At 74.9% G+C, this 21,527-nt stretch carries 14 protein-coding genes; 9 read left to right on the forward strand and 5 right to left on the reverse strand.

Annotation, left to right across the window (positions count from 1 at the left end; all coding sequences use genetic code 11):
* Positions 1 to 92: 92 nt before the first annotated feature.
* Positions 93 to 1,658 (forward strand): cellulase family glycosylhydrolase, encoded by a 1,566-nt coding sequence (locus ABD345_RS12885; RefSeq protein WP_344552128.1) that lies wholly within the window; start codon positions 93 to 95, stop codon positions 1,656 to 1,658.
* 73 nt (positions 1,659 to 1,731) lie between these two features.
* Here the strand turns inward: ABD345_RS12885 and ABD345_RS12890 are convergent, their stop codons facing one another.
* A complete protein-coding gene (locus ABD345_RS12890) occupies positions 1,732 to 2,280 on the reverse strand; it encodes an LURP-one-related/scramblase family protein (protein WP_344552129.1) in 549 nt (182 codons plus the stop codon).
* A gap of 341 nt (positions 2,281 to 2,621) precedes the next feature.
* Here ABD345_RS12890 and ABD345_RS12895 point away from each other — a divergent pair, with 341 nt between their 5' ends.
* Positions 2,622 to 3,761 carry a PP2C family protein-serine/threonine phosphatase gene (locus ABD345_RS12895; protein ID WP_344552130.1) on the forward strand — a complete coding sequence of 380 codons (1,140 nt, stop codon included), beginning with the start codon at positions 2,622 to 2,624 and terminating at the stop codon, positions 3,759 to 3,761.
* Here the strand turns inward: ABD345_RS12895 and ABD345_RS12900 are convergent.
* Entirely contained in the window at positions 3,758 to 4,012 is a 255-nt protein-coding gene (locus tag ABD345_RS12900) for a lipopolysaccharide assembly protein LapA domain-containing protein (RefSeq protein WP_344552131.1), read from the reverse strand. The two genes, ABD345_RS12895 and ABD345_RS12900, sit on opposite strands and share 4 nt — an antisense overlap.
* 77 nt (positions 4,013 to 4,089) lie before the next feature.
* The gene (locus ABD345_RS12905; RefSeq protein ID WP_344552132.1) at positions 4,090 to 5,556 is read right to left on the reverse strand and encodes a YncE family protein; all 1,467 of its coding nucleotides are present in this window, start codon (positions 5,554 to 5,556) and stop codon (positions 4,090 to 4,092) included.
* A 478-nt stretch (positions 5,557 to 6,034) separates the two neighbouring features.
* Between ABD345_RS12905 and ABD345_RS12910 the strand changes: the two genes are divergently transcribed.
* From ABD345_RS12910 to ABD345_RS12935, 6 genes are all read left to right on the forward strand, one after another.
* The gene (locus tag ABD345_RS12910; RefSeq protein WP_344552133.1) at positions 6,035 to 11,038 is read left to right on the forward strand and encodes a DUF5979 domain-containing protein; all 5,004 of its coding nucleotides are present in this window, start codon (positions 6,035 to 6,037) and stop codon (positions 11,036 to 11,038) included.
* A 295-nt stretch (positions 11,039 to 11,333) separates the two neighbouring features.
* The gene (locus ABD345_RS12915) at positions 11,334 to 11,693 is read left to right on the forward strand and encodes a PadR family transcriptional regulator (protein WP_344552134.1); all 360 of its coding nucleotides are present in this window, start codon (positions 11,334 to 11,336) and stop codon (positions 11,691 to 11,693) included.
* Positions 11,690 to 12,577, forward strand: coding sequence for a hypothetical protein (locus ABD345_RS12920; protein WP_344552135.1), 888 nt, complete (start codon positions 11,690 to 11,692; stop codon positions 12,575 to 12,577). Before ABD345_RS12915 ends, ABD345_RS12920 begins: the two co-directional genes overlap by 4 nt.
* Before the next feature lie 132 nt (positions 12,578 to 12,709).
* Positions 12,710 to 13,834 carry an MFS transporter gene (locus ABD345_RS12925; protein WP_344552190.1) on the forward strand — a complete coding sequence of 375 codons (1,125 nt, stop codon included), beginning with the start codon at positions 12,710 to 12,712 and terminating at the stop codon, positions 13,832 to 13,834.
* An 83-nt stretch (positions 13,835 to 13,917) separates the two neighbouring features.
* Entirely contained in the window at positions 13,918 to 14,484 is a 567-nt protein-coding gene (locus ABD345_RS12930; protein ID WP_344552136.1) for a hypothetical protein, read from the forward strand.
* A 117-nt stretch (positions 14,485 to 14,601) separates the two neighbouring features.
* Positions 14,602 to 15,873: an alpha/beta hydrolase family protein gene (locus tag ABD345_RS12935; protein ID WP_344552137.1), complete on the forward strand. Its 1,272-nt coding sequence runs from the start codon at positions 14,602 to 14,604 to the stop codon at positions 15,871 to 15,873.
* Between the two features lie 182 nt (positions 15,874 to 16,055).
* Here the strand turns inward: ABD345_RS12935 and ABD345_RS12940 are convergent, their stop codons facing one another.
* Positions 16,056 to 17,561 carry an FAD-binding oxidoreductase gene (locus ABD345_RS12940; protein ID WP_344552138.1) on the reverse strand — a complete coding sequence of 502 codons (1,506 nt, stop codon included), beginning with the start codon at positions 17,559 to 17,561 and terminating at the stop codon, positions 16,056 to 16,058.
* A 632-nt stretch (positions 17,562 to 18,193) separates the two neighbouring features.
* Here ABD345_RS12940 and ABD345_RS12945 point away from each other — a divergent pair.
* Complete coding sequence (locus ABD345_RS12945; protein WP_344552139.1) at positions 18,194 to 19,234, forward strand: response regulator; 1,041 nt, start codon at positions 18,194 to 18,196, stop codon at positions 19,232 to 19,234.
* A gap of 98 nt (positions 19,235 to 19,332) precedes the next feature.
* Here the strand turns inward: ABD345_RS12945 and ABD345_RS12950 are convergent, their stop codons facing one another.
* Positions 19,333 to 21,462: a carbohydrate-binding module family 20 domain-containing protein gene (locus ABD345_RS12950; protein WP_380275752.1), complete on the reverse strand. Its 2,130-nt coding sequence runs from the start codon at positions 21,460 to 21,462 to the stop codon at positions 19,333 to 19,335.
* Positions 21,463 to 21,527 lie beyond the last annotated feature (65 nt).

The following is a 21,527-nucleotide window of genomic DNA, read 5'->3' on the forward strand; positions in this document are numbered from 1 at the left end:
TTAAGCGCATAAGCAGCGCACCGCGCGGCCGCCCCCGCCGTTCCGACGGAAATTCCCCCACCCGATTCGACGCGCTTTCAGGAGGGACCTCCATGCGTCGCACGTTCCCCGACCCCCGCCCCCACCACCCCGCCCGCGTCCGCACCCGCACCGTCGTCGGCGCGGCCGCCGCCGGGGCGCTGGCCCTCGCGGCGGCCTCCCTGACCACCCTCCCCCAGGCCGCCCAGGCCGCGCAGGCCGCCGAGGTGCACTGCAAGGCGACGTACGCGGTGCAGAACGACTGGGGCAGCGGCTTCCAGGCCACCGTCACCATCACCAACCTCGGTACGGCGTGGACGAGTTGGAAGCTCGGCTTCTCCTACGCCGGCACCCAGGCGCTGTCCTCCGGCTGGAACGGCAGCTGGACGCAGTCCGGCCGGGACGTCACCGTCACCAGCCTGCCCTGGAACGCCGCCGTCCCGTCCGGCGGCAGCGTCGCGCCCGCCGCGACCTTCGGCTACAGCGGCGCCAACCCCGCCCCGACCGCCTTCACGGTCAACGGCGTCCCCTGCGACGGGTCCGCACCCACCACCCCGCCGACCACCCCGCCGCCGACCGACCCGCCGACCACCCCGCCCGCGGGGCCCGCCCCGGCCCTGCACGTCTCCGGCAACCGGCTGGTCACCGCCGCGGGCACCCCGTACCGCCTGCTGGGCGTCAACCGCTCCAGCGGGGAGTTCGCCTGCGTCCAGGGCAAGGGGGTGTGGGACGGCCCCGCCGACCAGGCGACGGTCGACGCGATGCGCGGCTGGAACGTCCGTGCCGTGCGCCTCCCGCTGAACGAGGAGTGCTGGCTGGACACCGCCGTCGGCGTCCCGGCGGGCGGCACCACCGGCGCCGCGTACCGGAAGGCGGTGAAGGACTACACCGACCTGCTGGTGGCCAACGGCATCAACGTGATCCTCGACCTGCACTGGAGCCACGGCCAGTACACCGGCCCCGGCGCGGGCTGCTCGGACACCGCCGCGACCTGCCAGAAGCCGATGCCCGACCAGCAGTACGCCCCGACCTTCTGGACCCAGGTGGCCGAGACCTTCAAGGGCGACGACGCCGTCCTGTTCGACCTGTTCAACGAGCCCTACCCGGACGCCGCCGACAACTGGGCCGACGCCACCGCCGCCTGGACCTGCCTGCGCGACGGCGGCAGCTGCCCCGGCATCGGCTACCCGGTCGCGGGCATGCAGTCCCTGGTGGACGCGGTGCGCGCCACCGGCGCCACCAACGTGGTCATGACCGGCGGCCTGACCTGGACCAACGACCTCAGCCAGTGGCTGGCCTACGCCCCGCAGGACCCCACCGGCAACCTGATGGCCTCCTGGCACTCGTACAGCTGGAACGGCTGCGTGACCACCGCCTGCTGGGACAGCACGATCGGCGCGGTCGCCGCGAAGGTCCCGGTCCAGGCCGGTGAGATCGGCCAGGCGACCTGCGCCCACGACTACATCGACCAGGTGATGGCCTGGGCCGACGCGCACGCCGTCGGGTACACCGCCTGGACGTGGAACCCGTGGGGCGTGTGCGACAGCAACGGCAACGTGCTCGTCACCGACTGGAACGGCACCCCGACGTCCACCTTCGGCGAGGGCTACCGCGCCCACCTGCTGGCGCAGCAGCCGTAGCCGCACCACCCCGCCGGCCCGCCGGACCCCTCCGGTCCGGCGGCGCCCGGTCCGGCGGCGCCCGGGCGGGGTCTCAGTCGCCGGGGTGCGACATCGCGTCGATGGCGATGGCCGCGGCCAGCACGGTGGCGTGGTCGGCGCCGGGGCCGATCTCCAGGCCGTAGGTGTCGCGGACCCGGAACCACTTCTTGGAGACCTCGGCGACCTTCCGGCCGTCGTCCTCGATCGTGTACTCGTGGTCGAGGACGTTGCCGTGGACGTCGAGGTCGGGGCCGTCGGGCTGCTCGATGTGCCAGCGGTCGCGGAGCGGGTTGATCAGGGCCTTCTTTACCATGGCGATGCGGTGGCCGTCGGCGTCCTCGATCTCCATCGAGTCCTTGATCCGCAGGGCGCGGCTCTGGACGGTGGCGACCCGGTGGCCGGAGCGGTCCTCGATGTGGAAGGTCTTGCGCATCCGCAGGGCCTTGCCGTCGACCTTGTAGACGTGGTCGCCGGAATCGTCGTCGATCCAGTAGTCGTCGCCGATGGCGAGGACCTTCTGGCGCATCCGGTACCGGGTGACCCCCTCCCCGTGGTCGAAAGCGCGGTTGGCCTGGCGGCGGGCCCGTCGTTCCTCGAACATGCCGGCGTCCTCTCCTGGGCTGCTGGGCGTGCGGCGGTGCGGCGGCGGACGGCCCGGCCGCTCCCGCTGCCGGGCCGCGCCGTCCGGTCCGTCCGTCGGCCCTTCGTACCGCCGTCCGGGCGGCCCCGCATCTTTTCGGGGGCGGGCCGGGCGCGGGTGGGGGCGAAGGGCCCTACCGGCGGGTGCGGGCGGCTGGTTACCGTCGGAGGCCGGTGCCGGCGGCCCCCGTCGGCCCGCTCCCCGCCGGGCGTCCGTCCTCCGGCCGGTCCGGAGCAGCGGGACGGACCGGGCCCGGACGCGAGAACGGACCCGCGCACGGGAACCCGAGAGGAAGCAGCGAGATGTCGTCGACCGCCAACGGGCCGGGCCCCGCCGGACGGGGACGGTGGTGGTCGCGGCCGTGGGCCGCCCCGGTGGCGGCGATGCTGCTGGTGGCGCTGGGGGACCTGCTGATGGGGCCGGCGCTGGGGCTGCTGCCGCTGTTCGCGGCGGGGCCGGCCCTGGCGGCGGGGCGCGGTTCGCCGCGGACGGTGCTGGGGTCGGCGCTGCTGGGGGTGGTGCTGGTGCTGCTGATCTCGGTGTGGGACGGGCTGTGGGGGCACACCCGGGTGTGGGTGGCGCTGGCGGGGGTGGTGTTCACGGCGCTGGCCGCGTGCTGGGTGTCGGTGACCCGGCGGCGGGCGGAGCGCGAGCTGGTGGACGTCCGGGCGGTGGCCGAGACGGTGCAGAACGTGCTGATGCCGCCGCTGCCGCCCCGGGTCGGCCCGCTGGAGCTGACCGGCTCGTACCGCTCGGCGCACCGGACGGCCCGGGTGGGCGGTGACCTGTACCAGGCGGTGCAGGTGCCGGGCGGGGTGCGGATCCTGGTCGCGGACGTGCAGGGCAAGGGCCTGGAGGCGGTGAGCACGGCGGCGGCGGTGCTGGGCGCGTTCCGCAACGCGGCGCCGGTCGCGCCGGACCTCGGCGCGCTCGCCGCGCAGATCGAGCGGTCGCTCGCCGCGCAGACCTCCGGGGACCGGTTCGTGACGGCGCTGCTGGCCGACGTCCGGGAGGACGGGCGGACCGCGCTGCTGGACCACGGGCACCCGGTGCCGGTGCTGCTGCGGGCGGGCGGGGCGGCGCCGGTGCTGCCCCGGCTGGACCCGGCCCCGCCGTTCGGGCTGTCCGCGCTGGCCGGCGGCGGGCCGGCCCCGCGGCCGACCGTGCTGACCCTGCACGACGGCGACCGGCTGCTGTTCTGCACCGACGGCCTGACCGAGGCCCGGGACGGTTCCGGCGCCTTCTACCCGCTGGCCGACCGCGCCGGCCCGGTGCTCGCCCCGTCCTGCCCGCGGCGGGCGCTGGCCCGGCTGCGGGCGGACGTCGAGGCGTGGACGGGCACCGGCCCGGACGACGACTCCGCGCTGCTGCTCTGCGACTTCCGCCCGGCCGGCGCGGCCGGAAGCACCGACGGCGCGCGGCCGGGGGCCGTCGCGGCCTAACCGCGGGCCCGGCGGCGGACCAGCAGCCAGCCGAGGGCGGCGCCCACCAGCAGGGTGACCAGCAGCACCAGCCAGAGCGGGAGGGTGACGGTGGGGATCCAGAGGCGGATCTGCACCGAGGCGGTGTTCGCGGCGATGAACCAGATCGCCAGGACGCCGAGGATCAGGAACGCGATGGTCCTGATCCGCATCTCGCGGCCGCCGACGGTGACCGAGGCCGGCCGGTCCGCACTGCTCGTCTTGTCAGCCATACGGACCATTATCTGAGGAATGTCCCACTTCGGCCCGTCGGTCCCCGGGGCGGCCCCCCGCGGCCGGGGCCCCCGGCTCAGCCGCAGGTGATGATCAGCGCGGTGAGCGCCGTGCAGCTGCGGCTCGCGCTGTCGTTGCCCGGCCCGGGGTCGGCGGGCGTGGCGGCGGTGCGGGTCGCGGTGGCCCTGTACGCGGTGCCGAGGCTGAGCAGGGCGACGGGGAGGCTGAAGGTCCGGCGGGCACTGGCGCCGGGGGCGAGGCCGGTGAGGGTGCAGGTGAGGCGGCCGGGGGCGGCGGTGCAGCCGGGGGCGGTGGTGGCGGGCGTGAGGGTGCCGGGGGTGAGGGCGACGGTCACGGTGGCGCCGGTGGACGCGGTGGTGGTGCTGGTGTCGGTGACGGTGAGCGTGTAGTCGATCCGGCCGCCGAGCAGCGCGGGGACGGCGGCCGCGTCGAGGGTGACGGCGAGGTCGGCCTTCGGTTCGGCCGGGGGGTCGACGGGTGCGGGCGGCGCCGGGATGACCAGGTCGACCGGGCCCTGGACGCCGCGGACCCGGTCGGTCACGGTGTCGCTCGCGGTGTCGACCACGGTCAGGTAGTCGTCGGCCGGGTTGGCGACCCACAGCTGGGAGCCGTCGGGGGTGAGCGCGAGGGCGCCGGGCTCGTCGGGCGTCTCGACGATGCCGGTGACCTGTCCGCTGCCGGTGGTGAAGGCGGTGACGGTGGGGCCGAGCGCGCTGGTGGCGTACCCGCGGGTGCCGTCCGGGGAGACGGCGACGCCGTCGGCGCCCGCGTAGACCTGTACCTCGGCGCTGACGGTGCGGCTGGCGGTGTCGACGACGGCGACGACGCCGCTGTCGTACTCGGTGACGTAGGCGTGCCTGCCGTCGGGGGCGAAGGCGACCTGCCGGGGCGAGCCGGGCAGCGGGAGGGTGGCGGCGACGGTGCCGGTGCGGGTGTCGACGACGGTGAGGCCCTGCGGCTGGGTGAGGTAGAGGTCGCGGCCGTCGGGGGAGACGGCGGCGTCCTCGGGGAGGAAGCCGAGCGGGACGGTGGCGGTGACGGTCCCGGCCGCCGGGTCGAGCACGGAGAGCGCGCCGAGCGCCGGGTCGCCCTGGTGGTCCCCGGCGTACACCCGGGTGCCGTCCGGGGAGACGGCGATCGCCCGGGTGCCGGTGCGGGTGGCGATGGCGGTGTTCCGGCCGGGGTCGGCGGGGTCGACCACCCGGACGACGGGCGCGCCCTGGTCGGTGACGTAGAGGTGGCGGCCGTCGGGCGCGGCGGCGATCCGAGCGGGCCGGCTGCCGTCCGGGAGGGTGATCCGTCCGGTCGGCTGCCGGGTGGCGGTGTCGACGGCGGTGAGGGTGCCGCAGCACTGGTCGACCACGTACGCGACGGGTGCGGCGGGGGCCGGGGTGTCCGCCGCGGCGGGCCCGGGCGCGGCGAGCAGCAGGGGCGCGGTCAGGGCGAGCGCGAGGGCGGCGGACGCGGCGCGGCGGGCGGATCTGCGGCGGACGCGGAGGGGGGTGGAGCGGAGGGGACGCACTGCCGTCTCATTTCGTTCGCGAGGGCAAGGAGGCGGGGGCGCACCCGTCCCGCGGTCGCGACCGGGGGTGTGCGGGTGATCACCGGGTGTGCATGCTGCTGGGCGGGCCGCTCGGGCCGCAAGGGCGGGTTTGCGCCATCCGGCGCCTCCCGGGGAGGGCCGGAGCGCGTTCCCGCCGGGCCCGTGCTCGCGGCCGCCGAACGGCGTCCTGACGCATTGTCCGAAACGCCGCCGCACCGGTCGTACCCGCCCGGATTCCCCAACTGCCCGTATTCACAAGGTTGTTCGAGAGTCGATCGACCGCCCCCTGCCACCCCGCCCTCCGGCCGTCCGCCTGACAAATGATCAGCCCTTCGGTGTGGCCGACCCGTTCCCCGGGTGGCGGATCATAGGGTTTCGCCGTATTTGTCCATTTCCACGGCGAGGACCCTTGCGCATGCCACGACCAGGACGTTTCCCCCTACGCTCCTCCTTGGGGGTGCTGACCGCCGGTGGCCTGCTGCTGGGCACGCTCGGCACCGCACTGCCGCTGGCCTTCGCCGCGGACGAGCAGAGCGCCGTCAGCATCACCAAGACCAACGACCTGGACGGCAAGCCGCTGGAGCCGGGCGGCGAGTTCGTCTACACGCTGAACGGGCAGTGCTCGGGCCTGACGGTGGACTGCGTGCACTTCACCGTGACGGACACGCTGCCCGCCGAGTTCGAGGTGACCAGCCTGCCGCAGTCGACCAGCACCCGGGACGTCACCTACGACGCGGCGACCCGGCAGCTGACCATCGTCTACAAGCAGGCGCTGCAGAACCCGGCCGGCGAGACCGGGCTGCGGGCCGGGCAGGCCGGGTCGGTGGAGGTCGGGATGCGGCTGCCCGCCGACACCGACGTCAAGGACGGCACGGTCGTCCCGAACAGCGCCACCGTCGACGCCGACAACGCCGCCGCGGCCACCGACACCAGCGACGTCACGGTGCGGATCCCGCTGGTGGTCGAGCCGGTGGGCACCAAGAGCTGGAGCGACGGCTCGGCGGTCGCGGGCAGCGGCGAGGAGTCGACGCTGACCCTGGGGGTGCGCAACGACTCCTCCTCCTCGGCGCAGGTCTCCCAGCTGACGGTGTCCGACACCGACCAGCAGACCTTCGAGTACTTCGACTTCCGCTCCGCCACCGTCACCGCCTTCCCGGCCGGCGCGGACCGGGCGCAGCTGGTGGTCACCACCGCCGACGGCACCACGCACACCGGCGCGGCGATCAGCTCCCCGGGCGCGCTACCGCTGCCGGACGGCGTCGAGCCGGCCCAGGTGACCGGCTTCCAGGTGGTGTTCAGCAACAGCAAGGGCGACCCGCTGCCGAACGACCCGAACGGCGGCTCGGTGACGGTGCAGCTGAAGCTGCGCGACACCTACCGCTCCACCGGGCAGCCGCTCAAGCCCACCGACAAGATCACCGTGAACAACTGCGCCACCCCGCAGGCGAACGAGGCCGCTTCCGGCACGGTCAACGGCACCGACGCCTGCGCCGGGTACGACATCCTGCCCGACGTGCTGGTGGTCAACGCGACCAAGAAGTTCTTCCCGGACACCAACGGCGACTGGACGCAGCAGAGCGGCGAGCACGCCGTGGTCGGCGAGAACTCCCCGGTGACGGCGCAGGTGGACGCGGTCAACCAGTCGCCGTTCCCGATCAAGACGCTCACCGTCACCGAGCCGTCCACCCTGCAGCCCGCCGACTTCGCCAAGCTGGACGTCCAGCAGGTGCGGCTGCGCTTCCCGTCCGGGGCGACCTCGGCCTCGCTGACCGTCACCTACGCGGACGGCACCACCAGCACGAACGCGTACACCGCAGACACCGTGGTGGACGTCGCCAAGGCGGGCACCACCGTCACCAAGGTCGAGGTGGTGTACACCGGCACCGACGCGGACGGCAACCCGTCCATCGCGGCGGGCGCGGACGCCGGCCTGGACCTGCACGGCACGCTGGTGCCGGGGGTGACGGCCGGTCCGCTGACCAACTGCGCCTCGTTCACCGCGGACGCGGGCCGCGCGGACGGCAGCGGGACGGCCGCCGGGCGGGCCTGCCAGGCGCTGACCGTGGAGGACCCGCGCTCGGCCAGCGGCGGCAGCAAGTCCACCGACCAGACGGACGTGCCGCCGGGGCAGCCGATCCCGATGCACCTGACGGTGCGCAACAACGGCAACGTGCCGATGGTGAACCCGGTGCTGACCGACCCGCCCGCCAAGCCGGACGGCACGCCCGACTTCTCGGCGGGCACCCCGTTCAGCGTGCTGCAGATCGACTCGATCACCATCACCCCGTCCGGCGCGCCGGTGACGGTGAAGCTGTGGGACCCGACCACCAACAGCTGGGTCCCGTACGACGCCGCGAACACCGACCTGCTGCACCGGGCCACCGCGATCCAGGTCTCGTACGCGGGCAGCCTGCCCCCCGAGGGCAGCTACGGCATCGACCTGGTGACCGAGCGGCGGCCCGGGGCCGGGGACGGCACCAGCTTCCAGAACTGCTTCAACCTGACCGCCGACTCCGGCTACGCCTCCGGCGCCCCGGTCTGCTCGGCGGGCATGACCACCGGCCCGGCCGCCGACGCCGCCTCGCTGAACAAGTCGATCAGCCCCGGGCAGCTGCCCGAGTACGTGCCCGGCCTGCCCCGGCAGCACGCGGACGTGGCGCTGACCGTGCTCAACACCGGCAACATGTCGGCGAACCTGCTGCGGATGACCGACCAGGACGGCGACTTCTTCGACGCCGTCGACCTGGTCGGCATCACCTCCGGCCAACTGCCGGCCGGCGCCGACCGGGTGCAGGTCGACGCGTACGTGAACGGCGCCTGGGTGAACGGCACCCCGGCCGGGAGCGCCGCGCTGCCCGCCGGGGTGAACGCCGCCGACGTGACCGGGCTGCGGGCGAGCTACACCTCCACCAGCTCGTTCAACGGCGGCTACACCATCACCCCGTGCGCGGCGACGAGTTGCTCCGGCGTGCTGCACCTGGACGTCAGCCCGCGCCCCGCGCTGCGCTCCACCGGCCAGCCGGTGCCCGCGCACCTGGAGGACACCCTGTCCGGCGAGTTCTCCACCAAGCTGGAGCCGGGCGGGCAGCTCGCCCCCATCGCGCCGGTGACCGCGACCCTGGACCTGGTCAAGGGCACCCCCGAACTGGACGTCCACAAGACCCCGAACACCGCGCTGGCCCCCGGCGAGGACGCCCCGTTCTACCTGAAGGTCACCAACACCGGCACCGCCGACGTGCCGAACCTGGTGGTCAAGGACGACCTGCCGCCGGGCATCGCCTTCCTGAGCTCCTTCCAGGGCGACAACGGGCAGCCCTACCGGATCACCGACGTCCAGGTGCCGGACGGCACCCCGACCGTCCCGGCCCCCGTCTTCACGCAGACCACCAGCGGTTCCCGGATCTCCGGGCTGACCTGGGACTTCTCCAAGAACGCGGACGGCTCGGCCTGGGTGCTCGCCCCCGGCGCCACCTTCACCATCGAGATCCACGTGACCCTGGAGGCCGGCATCACCGCCGACCAGGTGGTCACCAACACCATGGGCGCCACCTCCTCCGACCCGGCGCTGGTCTGCGCCGGCGACAGCCAGCGCGACGGCACGGTGTTCGGCAGCGGCCTGTACTGCACCGCGACCGCCACCCTGACCGCCAAGTCCGGCGCCGCCTTCCAGGCCCGCAAGTGGGTCTCCGGCAACGACGCGCTCGGCTGGTACAACACCCGGACCAAGCAGGGCGTCCCGGCCGGTGACGCCTCCTGCCTGTCCGCCACCGACGCGGACGGCGTCCGCTACACCACCGCCCCGTGCATCGCGCTGGTCAACCCCGGCGACCGCTACCACTACCTGATGCGCCTGCAGAACGCGGGCACCGAGGCCGGCACCGCGATGCGGATCGTCGACCGCTTCCCGGTCCGGGGCGACACCGGCGTGCTGCTCCCGCAGCAGCGCGGCACCGCCTGGGACAACCGCCCCACCCTGGCCACCGAGCCGAAGCTCACCGGCCCCGGCACCATGGCGCTCGCGTACGAGGACACCGAGCCGCTGTGCGCCGACGACCTGAAGATGGGCGGCGCCGGCTCCGCCGAGGCGCAGTGCCCGGCGACCACCTGGGACGACCCGTTCAGCGCCCGGGCCCTGGGCTTCCGGGCCGAGTTGACCTTCTCCCCCGCGCTCGCGCCCGGCGGCACGGTCGACCTCACCTACGCGATGGACACCCCGGCCAAGGTCACCCAGGACGGTGACCCGACCGTCGCCTGGAACTCCTACGCCCACAACGAGACCACCCAGCGCGCCGGCAGCCTGCGGGTGCTCCAGCCCAACGAGCCGATCCAGGTCGGCGTCGCCACCGCCTACGGCAGCCTGCAACTGGTCAAGACCTTCGGCGAGCGGCCCGGGCAGCTCGGCGCCGCGCTGGACCGGGTGCCGTTCCCGTTCCACGTGGTGTGCACCGACAGCCCGGTGGGCGTGGGCCGGTCCACCGTCCTCGACCAGGACTACCGGGTCTCCGCGAACCGGCCCGTCACCGTCGGCGGCATCCCGGCCGGCTCCACCTGCCGCATCTGGGAGACCTCCGCCCGCGGCGGCGCCTCCGCGCACCCCGTCGGCGACCCGGTCACCATCGACGTCACGCCCGGCCTCGGCAGCGAGTCCGTGCAGACCGTGCGGATCCGCAACGACTTCCGGTTCGGCGGCATCACCCTGGCCAAGGCCCTCACCGGCGAGGCCGCGCGGTACGCGGCCGGGAAGACCTTCACCGTCACCGTCTCCTGCGCCCTGCCGGACGCCGCCGGCGACGCGACCGACCTCGTCCTGCACCACGACTACCAGCTGACGGCCGACCAGCCCGTCACCGTCTCCCCGCTGCCCGTCAACACCCGCTGCTGGGCCGAGGAGATCGACACCGCGGGCGCGGCGAAGGCCGTCGTCGACCACGGCACCGCCGACGACCCGGTGACCGTCACCGCGGGCGACCCGACGGGTGCGACCATCACCGTCACCAACACCTACCCGGCCGGGAAGCTCACCGTCACCAAGCACGTGGTGAACGGCGGCCCGGGCCCGTACTCCTTCGCCCTGGCCTGCACCACCGCGAGCGGGCCGGTCCCGCTGGCCGCCGCGGACAGCGCGTTCGCGCTGAAGGACGGCGAGAGCCGGGAGGTCACCGTCCCCGACGGCGCCGAGTGCACCGTCACCGAGCGGGACACCCCCGCCGGGGACGCCGTCGGCTACTCCGTCGCCGACGGCCGCACCACGGTCCACGGCAGCGCGGCCGTCGAGGTCACCAACACCTTCGAACCGCCGGCCCCCTCGCCCTCGCCGACCCCGAGCACCCCCACCGACAACGGCGGCGGCACCCTCCCCTCCACCGGCGCCGGCTGGGCCCTGTGGGCCTCCGCCACCGCCCTGCTCACCCTCCTCGCCGGCGCCGCCCTGCGCCTGACCACCCGGAGCCGCCGCCACTGACCCCCGCCCGCCCCCGACCCCACGGCCCCGGCCCGGACCCCCGTCCCGGCCGGGGCCGCGGCACGCCCGCCCCGCCCCCGCGCCCGCCGGCACTCCTTCCTGACGGCCCCCTCCCTGACGGCGCCTCACCATCCCCGCTGGACCTGCCCGTGAGAAGCGCCCCGCCAGGGGCGCGAGGAACTGCGCGGCCGACCACCCCCGACGGCCGGATCGCGGCACCCTCCCCGCTTCCTCCCCGACGGCGCCTCACCATCCCCGCTGGACCATAGTCAGTCATCCGGTATATACAGTGACCATGAGTGAACGCAGCAGTCACAGCCAGCCGATGCGGGAGCCCACCCTCCTGCTGCTGGCCGCCCTCGCGGACGAGCCCCGGCACGGGTACGCCCTGCTCGGCGAAGTCACCCGGATCTCCGACGGCCGGGTCCGGCTCCGGGCCGGCACCCTGTACGGGGCGCTGGACCGGTTGTTGGCGCAGGGCCTGGTCCGGGTCGAGCGCGAGGAGGTGGTCGACGGGCGGGCCCGCCGGGTGTACGCGCTGACCGACCGGGGGCGGACCGACCTCGACGCCGAGGTGCGCCGGATGGAGACCGTGGCGGTGGAGGCCCGCCGCCGGATGCAGCGGACCGCACGGACCCTGGGAGCGACGGGATGACGACGGGCGCACGACTGCTGCGGTGGGCCGTCCGGCTCCACCCGCCCTACTACCGCGAGGAGTTCGGGCCCGACCTGGAGGAGGCCGCGCTCGCCTCGATGGCCGGCCGGCCGCGCGCCGCCGTCCTCGCCGAGGCCGCCCAGCTCGCCTCGCACGGCCTGCGGTTGCGGCTGGGCCTGGGCGCCGACCGCCCGCTCGGCCGGGCCGCCGCCGACGCCGCGCCCGCCGTCCTGGCGCTGGCCGCGGCCGGGCAGGCCGCCTTCCGGCTGCGGGAGGCCCGGGTGTTCGGCACCGTCATGACGCCCGATCAGCTGGCCCGGACGTACGGCACCCAGCCCGCCTGGGCGGGCGTCGCGCTGACCGCGGTGGCGCTGTTCGCGCTGCTGCTGGGCCGGGTCACCACCGCCCGGCTGCTCGGCACCGCCGCGCTGGCGGCGGCCGCGCTCTCGGCGGCGCTGGCGGCGCCGCACTGGCTGGCCGGCGAGACCGGCCAGCCGGTCACCGCGCTGTTGAACCCGCTGGCGGCCTGCCTGTTCCTGTGGCTGGCCCCGCTGCGGCTGACGCCCGCGCCGGACCGCCGGGGGACGCTGCTGGCGCTGGGCCTCGGCGCGGGCGCGGCAGGCGTGCTGCCGGCCGTCCCGGCGGTCGGCGGGCAGGGCGTGGTCGGCGTCGCGGTGGTGCTGGCGGTCGGCCTGGCCGGTCGGCACACCCGGCGGGCCGCGCTGACCGGGCTGGTCGCGCTGCTGCCGCTGTACCCGGCCGTGCTGGACGAGTTCGCCCCGCACCGCCCGTCGCCCGTCCAGACCCTGCAGTTCGCCGTGGTGGCGGCGGTCGCCGCCGCCGTGCTGCTGCGGGTGCGCCGCCGCGCGCAGCGCCCGTCCTGACGGGCGGCCGTCCGCGCCCGTCCGCCCCCGGCGCGCCGGTTCCCCCCGGTCCGGCGCGCTGCCTACGGTGGGGTGGTGACTGATCGTCGAAGCGGCGGGTACCTGGGGGCGGCGGCCGCGTTCGCCGTCTGCATGGCCGGGACCACGCTGCCCACCCCGCTGTACGGGCTGTACCAGGAGCGGATCGGGTTCTCCGAGCTGATGGTGACGGTGGTGTTCGCCGTCTACGCGCTCGGGGTGATCGGCGTGCTGCTGCTGTTCGGGAACGTCTCGGACGCGGTGGGGCGGCGGCCGGTGCTGCTGGTCGGCCTGGGGTGCGCGGCGGCCAGCGCGGTGGCGTTCCTCGCCGAGCAGGGCCTGGCCTGGCTGTTCGCGGGCCGCCTGCTGTCGGGTTTCGCGGCGGGCCTGTTCACCGGCACCGCCACCGCGTACGTGCTGGAACTCGCCCCGCCGGGCCGCAAGGACCGGGCGGGGTTCGTCGCGACGGCCGCCAACATGGGCGGCCTGGGCTGCGGCCCGCTGCTGGCCGGGCTGCTGGCCCAGTACGCGGCGCGGCCGCTGACCCTGCCGTTCGTGGTCCACCTGGTGCTGCTGGTGCTGTCCTTCGCGGTGCTGCGCGCGCTGCCGGAGAGTGTCGACGGGGCGCGCCCGCTGCGCACCGCGCGGCCGCACCGGCCGTCGCTGCCCGCGGAGGTGCGCGGGGTGTTCGTGCCCGCGGCCGTCGCCGCGTTCACCGGGTTCTCGCTGCTGGGCGTGTTCACCTCGGTGACGCCCGCGTTCCTGGCCGAACAGGTGGGCGTGCACAACCACGCGGTGGTCGGCCTGGTCGTCGCCACCGCGTTCTTCGCCTCCACCGGCGGCCAGTTGCTGGTGCCGAAGCTGGGCGCGCGGCGGGCGATCCCGCTGGGCTGCCTGGTGCTGATCGGCGGCCTGGGCCTGCTCGCCCTCTCGCTGGCCACCCACGCCCTCGCCCCGCTCGTGCTGGCCGCCCTGGTCGGCGGGGCCGGGCAGGGCATGACGCTGCGCGGCGCGGTCGGCGAGGTCGCGGCGGTCGCCCCCGACGCCCACCGCGGCGGGGTGCTCTCCGCCCTGTTCGTGGTCGCCTACCTGGGCATCTCGATCCCGGTGATCGGCGTGGGCCTGCTGGACGGCCCGCTCGGCCTGCCCGACGCGGGCCTGGTCTTCACCGTCTGCATGGCCGTCCTGGCCGCCGCCTCCGGCGCCTTCCTGCTGCGCCGGGCCCGCGCCCTGGACTGACCGCCCACCGGTTGTCGGCCTTCCCCCGGCTCGCCGTCGCGTGGTAGGAGTGCCCCGGCACCGCGCGTACGGAGGGATCGACCATGCTGATAGCCGACCGGACGGACCCGGGGTCCGGATACCTGTTCCTGCTCTGCTGGGGGATCGCCGCGTTCTCGATCGGCTGCGTGCTGGCCCTCGACCTCCGGGGCACGGTGGACCGGCTCGTCGCCTTCCTGGAGGCGCAGCGCGCGCAGTCGGGCCTGACGGCACCGCTACGGGGAACCTCCGTCCTGCGGCCGCTGGGAGCGGTGTTCCTGCTGGCCGGCGCCGGCGCCGCGGTGTTCGGCGCGGTCGAGGTGTTCTCCGTGGACGCGCGGTCGCTGTTCACCCGCGGGCACGACCTCGGGGCGCTGGCCCTGGCCTTCCCGCTCATCGGCCTGTGCGCGCTGACGGGGCTCTGGTACCGCCGGGGCCCGCTGCGCACCGCCTGGGCCACCGGCCGCGCGGCGCTCCGCACCGGGGCCGTCCTGTTCTCGCTGGCCGTGCTCGCCCTCACCGGCTGCCTCGGCCTGGGCCTGTTCACCCTGGGCGCCTTCGTCCTGGCCCTGACCGCGGTCACCGCCGTGCTCACCCTGCTCTCCCTCCCCCGACGGGCCTCCACCACCTGATCGGGCGTCATACCCCGGTAACACACGGCCGGTTGGCTCTGCAGTAGGGCGCGCACCGCCCGTTCGCCCCCGTACGGTGGGGCCCGTCAACAGGCACCGGACACGAGGGGACTCCCCATGACGGGCAGGCGGGGACGGACCGGGGCGGCGCTGCTGCTCGCGGCGCTGGCGGCGACGACGGCCCTGCCGGGCCCGGCGGCAGCGAGCGGGGGCCCGGCCGCCCACCGGCAGGCGACAGCCCGACTCCCCCATCCGAGCGGGCCGTTCGCGATCGGGACGACCGCCCTGCGGCTCACCGACGACTCCCGCCCCGACCCCTGGACGGCCGGACGCACCCGCGCACTGATGGTGAGCGTCTGGTACCCGGCCGCCCGCCCCTCCGGCGGCCCGCGCACCCCGTACATGGCCTCGGCCGCCGGAGCCCACTTCGGCGGGCCGGACGGCATCGGACTGATCAACTACGGTGTCACGCCCGGCAGTACGGACTGGTCCTCGATCCGCACCCACGCCCGCACCGACGCCCCGGCGCTGCCCGGCGGCCCGCGCCCGGTGGTGCTCTACTCGGCCGGCCTCGGCGACCCGCGCACCTGGGGCACCGCCCTGGTCGAGGACCTGGCCTCCCGCGGGTACGTCGTCGTCACCGTCGACCACACCTACGAAGCCTCCGAAGTCGCCTTCCCCGACGGCGAATTGGCCACCTCGGTGCTCCCCGGCATGCTCGGCGACCCGAATCTCGACATCGGCGCGGTCCTGCGCAAGTCCGTGGACGCCCGGGTCGCCGACACCCGCCTCGTCCTGGACCGGCTCGCCCGCCTCGGCGAACGCCCCGGCCTCCCCGCCGGACTCGCCGCCACCCTCGACCTGACCCGGATCGGCATGGCCGGCCACTCCGCGGGCGGCTTCACCGCCCTGCAGGCCATGCACGACGACCCGCGGATCCGCGCCGCGATCGACCTCGACGGCCAACTCCACTTCCCCGGCCCCGACGGGCGGACCGGCGTCTTCCTCCCCACCGTCGCCGAGGACGGCCTCGACCGCCCCTTCCTCCTGATGGGCACCCGCAGCCCCGACTCCGGCCCCTACCACCGGCAACCCGGCTGGGACGCCCTCTGGCACCACAGCACCGGCTGGCACGCCGACGTCACCCTCGAAGGCTCCCGCCACGCCTCCTACACCGACGCCGAGTCCCTCCTCCCCCAACTCGCCCACCAGGGTGCCCTCTCCCCCACCACCCTCCGCGAGAACATCGGCGACCTCCCCCCGACCCGCGCCGAAGCCGCCACCCGCGCCTACGTCGCCTCCTTCTTCGACCGCTGGCTCCGCGCCCACGACGACCACCTGCTGGACGGACCTTCGGCCCGCTTCCCCGAGATGACCTACGAACGCTAGAGCGCAATCAGGGGCTCGGGGAACGGCGAGTCCGTGCTGCTGACGGTCGGAGCCCATCGAAGGTCCGTGCTGCTGCGTGTAGTAAACGGAACCAGAAGCCGATGCGCTGGGCGGCAGTGAACCTCTCGCAGACCCGGGCTCGCCGTTCCCCGAGCCCCTGGCGGGGCTTCTCCTCTCCCCGCTCAGGCCGCCGTGACCGACTGCGGAAAGGCGAACACCCCGTCCGGGTCGTACTGCCGGGCCACCCGCTGGAGTCGCGGCAGGTTCTCCCCGTAGTAGGCCCGCCCCCAGTCCGGCAGCGTCGCGTCGATGTAGTTGACGTACGCGCCGGGGGCGCCGAGCCGGGCGAGGCCGTCGCGGATCTCGTCGACGGCGGCCCGGACCCGGTCCGCGTTCGCGGCCGTCGCGCCCGCGTAGACCTGGGCGCTGGCGAGCGAGTCGCGGTGCGGGAAGGCCGTCCCGTCGGGAGCGATCTCGCCGACCGCGCCGCCGAGCGAGTCGAGCAGCAGGTCGACGCCGGTGCGGCCGGTCATCAGCTCGGTGAGCCGGGCCGGGTCGAGCGGGCGGGGGCCGTACATCCGGGAGACCGCGACGAAGCCGGTGCGGGTGAGTCGGCCGCCCTCCCAGGTGGGGTGGCACTGGGCGACGGTGTCGTTGGAGCAGCCGGCCATGAACTTCATCGCGGCCAGGTAGTCCTTGGCGGCGACGGTGCGACCGCTGGGCGCGGTGCCGGCCAGTCGCACCAGCCGGTCGATCTGCTGGTTGGCACCGGACGGGTCGCCGACCCAGCAGCCGACGATCCGGCAGGTGGGCGGGTTGCCGCCGGAGACCTGGCAGCTGGCCCACAGTTCGGGCGGCGCGTCGGCGCACCACTGCTGCCAGCCGCCGATCACCTGGGCGACGGACCCGGCGGGGAACGGCACGATGAAGACGGTCAGGCCGGGCGCGGGCGGGGTGTCGAAGGTGAACCGGGTGACGACGCCGAAGTTGCCGCCCCCGCCGCCGCGCAGCGCCCAGTGCAGGTCGCACTCGTGCTCGGCGTCGGCGGTGCGCACGCAGGAGTCGGCGGTGACCACCTCGGCGGCGGTGAGCCGGTCGCAGGTCAGGCCGTACTTGCGGGCCAGGACGCCGATGCCGCCGCCGAGGGTGAGGCCGCCGATGCCGACGGTCGGACAGCTCCCGCCGGGCAGCAGCCGGCCGGCGGCGGCCAGGCCCGCGTACACCTCGATCAGCCGGGCGCCCGCGCCGACCTCGGCGGTGCCGTCGGGGTCGACCCGGACGGTGTTCATCGCGCGCAGGTCGATCACCAGGCCGCGGTCGGGGACGCTGTAGCCGAGGTAGCTGTGGCCGCCGCTGCGGGCGGCGATCGGGATGCCGTGGCCGCGGGCGACGTCCAGGCAGGCCCGGACGTCGTCGGCGGTGGCGCACTTGGCGACGGCGCCGGGCAGTTGGCCGTCGTTCAGCTCGTTGAAGCCGAGCCGCGCCGTCCCGTACCCGGGGTCGGCGGGCAGCACCAGTCGGTCGCCGAGCCGCTGCCGCAGTGCCTGCCAGTCCGGCGGGGCCGCCCGCCGGCCCCGCGGCCGGGCCGGGAACGCCTCCACCGCCCCCCGCGCCCGGGCCGGGGCGGCCCCCAGCAGCACTGCGGCCCCGACGGCTCCGCCCACGGTCAGGAAACGACGACGGTCCATGGTCACGACGCACCCTCTCTCTCCCGCGCCGGGTGCGCGGGACCCTGCGCCGATCGTCACGCGCCGCGGCCCGCCGGCCCGGCTGCGGCCCGCCGGAGTGCGTCCGATGGCGCAGCGCGCACCGGCGCGCGCCCGACGGCACGTCAGTTCGCGCACGCCGGTCCGGCCGATTCGGCGGGCTTCGGGCCGCAGGGGCCTCGGGGCAGCACGAACAGGCCCGTGACCCTCTCGCCGGCCTCGTCGCGCAGCGGAACATCGGCGGTCTCGGCGACGGCGAGCGGGTCGCCGAGCGCCTGCCGGCTGTGGCCCGCGCTCCGGGCCCGCCGTCTGTCACCCGCCGCCTACCGCCCGCCGTCCGCTCCGGTCGGCCGCGCCGTGGGCGCGCCGGACCGCGACCCGGGGGCCCGTGTACCTCCGACCGCCCCCGAACCGTGACCTGACTGGACGTCAATTCACCTGCCGGTGCCGTATTGTCGCCGTCTCGGCCGGTCGCGATCGCAGGTGATCGCGCACCGTCGCTGCCGTGCGGCTGGACGCTGCCCGGAAGCGTCGGGCGGGTCGGACGGAGCGGGTGGAGGTAAGCGGGTGCGGGATCGGATGCGGGGGCGGCCGGCCTCGGTTCTCTCGGCGGGGTGCGACTGGTGACGGCCGTCGACGGCCTCCCGCCGCTGGGGACCGGACTCGGCACGGCACAACGCGAGTTCGCCGATCAACTGCGGACGCTCTTCCGCCGGTTGGAGCTGCCGGTGGCGGAGTTCGCGGCCCGCTGCGGGCTGGACCCGGCGGAGCTCGCGGACTACCTCGGGGGCGTGCGGGTGCCGCCGCGGGAGTTCGTCGGGACGCTGCTGGACGCCGTCCACGACGGCGGTGTCGAACCGGCCGCCCGCGAGCGGCTGTGCCGCGCCCGGATGGCGGCGCTGCGCACCGCCCGGCCGATCGGGCGGGCGGTGTGCCAGCTGGAGGACCAACTGCACGCCGCGGAACGGGAGATCAGGCAGACGCGGGAGCAGGCCGCCGGGGCCGAGCGCGCGCTCGCCGAGCTGGAGGCCCGTGGCGGCGACGGCGTCGAGGACGGCGGCCCGGAGCGGGCCGTCCGGCCGGCCGCACACGCCGAACTGGCCGAACTGGCCGAACTGGCCGTCCGGGCCCGCGAGCAGTCCGCCCGGGCCGGCGCCCGCCGCACCCTGCTGCGGCGCCAACTCGCCCTGCTGGAGCGGCAGCAGGGCACCACGGCGGCGCCGCCCGCGCCCACCGGGGCGGCGGACGGTGACGGCCCGCCGCCCAAGATCCTGCTGGTGGACGACCGTCCGGAGAACCTGGTGGTGCTGGAGGCGCTGCTCGGCCCGCACGGGCACCAGTTGGTCCCCGCGACCTCCGGCCCCGAGGCGCTGCGGGCGCTGATGGAGCCCGACGGCTACGCGGCGATCCTGCTCGACGTGCAGATGCCCGGCATGGACGGCTACGAGACCGCCGCGCACATCCGCAGCCGGGCCCGGACCCGCGACATACCGATCGTCTTCGTCACCGCCATCGGCAGCGAACCCGACCACGCGGTGCGCGCGTACGCCGCGGGCGCCGCCGACTTCCTGCCCAAGCCCGTGGACCCGTGGGCGGTGCGGGCCAAGGTGGCCTCGTTCGTCGAGCTGCACCGCGCCCGCGGCGCGGGGGCCTGAGCGGCCCGCTCCCGCTCCCGCCGGATGACGGCGAGGCCGCCACCCCCGGTGACGGGGTGGCGGCCTCATTCCGTGGGGGTCCGGTCCCCGGGCGGGGGTTACTTCCAGCTGTCGTTGAGCGTCGCCGTCCCGGAGGCGCCGGTGGTGTAGCTGCGGTTGGCGCCGCTCTCCCACGTGACGTTCCCGGCCGCGTCCTTGACGACGTACTTGTACTCGAAGGCGGTGCTCGCGGGCAGCGTGAGCGTGAGCTTCCAGTTCGGGTACGCGGCGGAGGACATCAGCAGGGCGTTGGCGGGGTTCCAGCTGCCGAGCTGGGCGGTGGAGCCGACCAGGTAGACGTTCTGGCCGACCACGGTGGTCTTGTTCTCGGAGAAGGAGACCGACACCTGGCCGGTGCTGCCGGCGCCGCCCCAACTGTCGTTCAGGGTGCCGCCGGTGGCGCCGGTGTTGGCGCTGTGGTTGGCGCCGCTCTCCCAAGTAACGTTGCCGGAGGCGTCCTTGACGATGTACTTGTACTCGAAGGCGGTGTTGGCGGGCAGTTGGACGCTGCCGCTCCACACGGGGTAGCCGGCCGGGGAGAGCGCGACGGCCGCGTTCGGGTCCCAGGTGCCGAGCTGGGCGATCGAGCCGACCAGGTAGACGCTCTGGCCGGTGACGGTGGTCTTGTTCTCGTTGAACGTCTCGGTGACCGTGCCGCTCGGGTTGGTCGGGCTGGCGGACGGCGAGGGGCTGGTGCCACCGCTCGGGCTGGCGGACGGCGAGGGGCTGGCGGTGCCGGTGGTGGCGGTGTACAGCGCGACGGCGTCGCCGGCGTTGACGGTGACGGTGGCCTTGCCGGAGCCGTCGACGCTCACGGTCGGGCCGGTGCAGTTCGAGCCGCTGACGTCGCCGTGGATGACGTCGCAGTAGGTGCCGGCGGCCAGGCCGGTGGTGAAGGTCTGGGTGACGGCGGAGCCGGTGTTGTTGACGGCGACCCAGCCCTTGCCGCCGCGGCTGAACGCGATCGCGTTGTTGCCGTTGTCCCACCAGTTGGCGACGGCCTCGCCGCGGGTGGCGTTGTGCCAGCCGACCATGTTGGCGATGCCCTGGTCGCGGTCGGTGCAGGTCCAGGTGTTGTTGCCGCAGTTGACGTCGGTGACGTAGCCGTTGCCGTCGGCGGGCGGCGAGTCGTCCTTGTTGTTGTACCGGAAGCCGGAGTAGACCTGCGGGGTGCCGTAGCCCCAGGCGAGTTCGAAGACGTGCGCCAGCTTGTACTTGGAGCCGTCGTTGTAGGTCAGGGTGGTCTTGTCGCGCTCCAGGTCGTGGTTGGTCACCATGACGTTGGACTTGTCGCTCGGCTCGAAGCCCCAACTCTGCCCGAAGGTCTTGAGGTTGGCGATGTTGCCGTTGAACTGCTGCGAGAGCTTGGAGGCGTAGGTGAACTCCAGCACGCTGCCGTTGCCCTCGAAGGCGGCCGGGGCGAGCTGGCCGCTGCTGCCGGGGAAGATCTCCTGGTAGACGTACGGGCGGCCGCCCCACTGGGTGTCGTTCAGCCGGGAGACGATGTTGCCCATGTCGGCCTGGGCGATGTGCTTGGCCGCGTCCACCCGGAAGCCGTCGACGCCCGCGCCGATCAGGGTGTTCAGGTACCCGGCGATCTTGCCGCGGACGTAGTCGCTCTCGGTGTTGAGGTCCGAGAGGTTGAGCAGCTGGCACTCCTGGACCTGGGTGACGTTGTTCCAGTCGTTGATGCCCAGGTCGGCGTTGGGGCACGGCGGGGAGCCGTGGAAGTCCGACTTGCCGTAGGGCACCGCCGAGTAGCTGTAGCCGGTCGGGCTGAAGGCCGAGCCGCCGTAGCCGGTGGTGCTGCTCTGGTTGGTGCCCGCCATGTGGTTGATCACCGCGTCGGCGTACACCTTCACGCCCGCGTTGTGGCAGGCGGTCACCATCGCCCGGAACTGCGCGTCGGTGCCCATCCGGCTGTTCAGGTTGTACGAGACCGGCTGGTAGACCTCCCACCAGGGGTGTCCGGCCACCGAGATCGACTCCTGCGGCGGGGCGACCTGGACGGCGCCGTAGCCCTTGGGGCCCAGGACGTTGGTGCATTCGCTCGCGACCGAGTTCCAGTTCCACTGGAACAGGTTGGCGATCACGTCGCCGCCGTTGGGGGTGGCGGCGGCCTGCGCGGTGCCCTGCAGGCCGAGCGGCAGCAGCACGCCCAGGACCAGTGCGCCGGCCGCGGCGGCCACGGGCGCGGTTCTACGGACAGGGGTCATCGACGGAACTCCCGGGGTGGTGGGGGTCTTGGGGGAAG

It is taken from the genome of Kitasatospora saccharophila (genome assembly GCF_039529925.1).
GTDB lineage: Bacteria > Actinomycetota > Actinomycetes > Streptomycetales > Streptomycetaceae > Kitasatospora > Kitasatospora saccharophila.

What these genes read in the sequence shown, in the direction of transcription:
- ABD345_RS12885 (WP_344552128.1), top strand. Translation starts at nt 93, where the DNA reads ATGCGTCGCACGTTCCCCGACCCCCGCCCCCACCACCCCGCCCGCGTC.
- ABD345_RS12890 (WP_344552129.1), bottom strand. Translation starts at nt 2,280, where the DNA reads ATGTTCGAGGAACGACGGGCCCGCCGCCAGGCCAACCGCGCTTTCGAC.
- ABD345_RS12895 (WP_344552130.1), top strand. Translation starts at nt 2,622, where the DNA reads ATGTCGTCGACCGCCAACGGGCCGGGCCCCGCCGGACGGGGACGGTGG.
- ABD345_RS12900 (WP_344552131.1), bottom strand. Translation starts at nt 4,012, where the DNA reads ATGGCTGACAAGACGAGCAGTGCGGACCGGCCGGCCTCGGTCACCGTC.
- ABD345_RS12915 (WP_344552134.1), top strand. Translation starts at nt 11,334, where the DNA reads ATGAGTGAACGCAGCAGTCACAGCCAGCCGATGCGGGAGCCCACCCTC.
- ABD345_RS12920 (WP_344552135.1), top strand. Translation starts at nt 11,690, where the DNA reads ATGACGACGGGCGCACGACTGCTGCGGTGGGCCGTCCGGCTCCACCCG.
- ABD345_RS12925 (WP_344552190.1), top strand. Translation starts at nt 12,710, where the DNA reads ATGGCCGGGACCACGCTGCCCACCCCGCTGTACGGGCTGTACCAGGAG.
- ABD345_RS12930 (WP_344552136.1), top strand. Translation starts at nt 13,918, where the DNA reads ATGCTGATAGCCGACCGGACGGACCCGGGGTCCGGATACCTGTTCCTG.
- ABD345_RS12935 (WP_344552137.1), top strand. Translation starts at nt 14,602, where the DNA reads ATGACGGGCAGGCGGGGACGGACCGGGGCGGCGCTGCTGCTCGCGGCG.
- ABD345_RS12940 (WP_344552138.1), bottom strand. Translation starts at nt 17,561, where the DNA reads ATGGACCGTCGTCGTTTCCTGACCGTGGGCGGAGCCGTCGGGGCCGCA.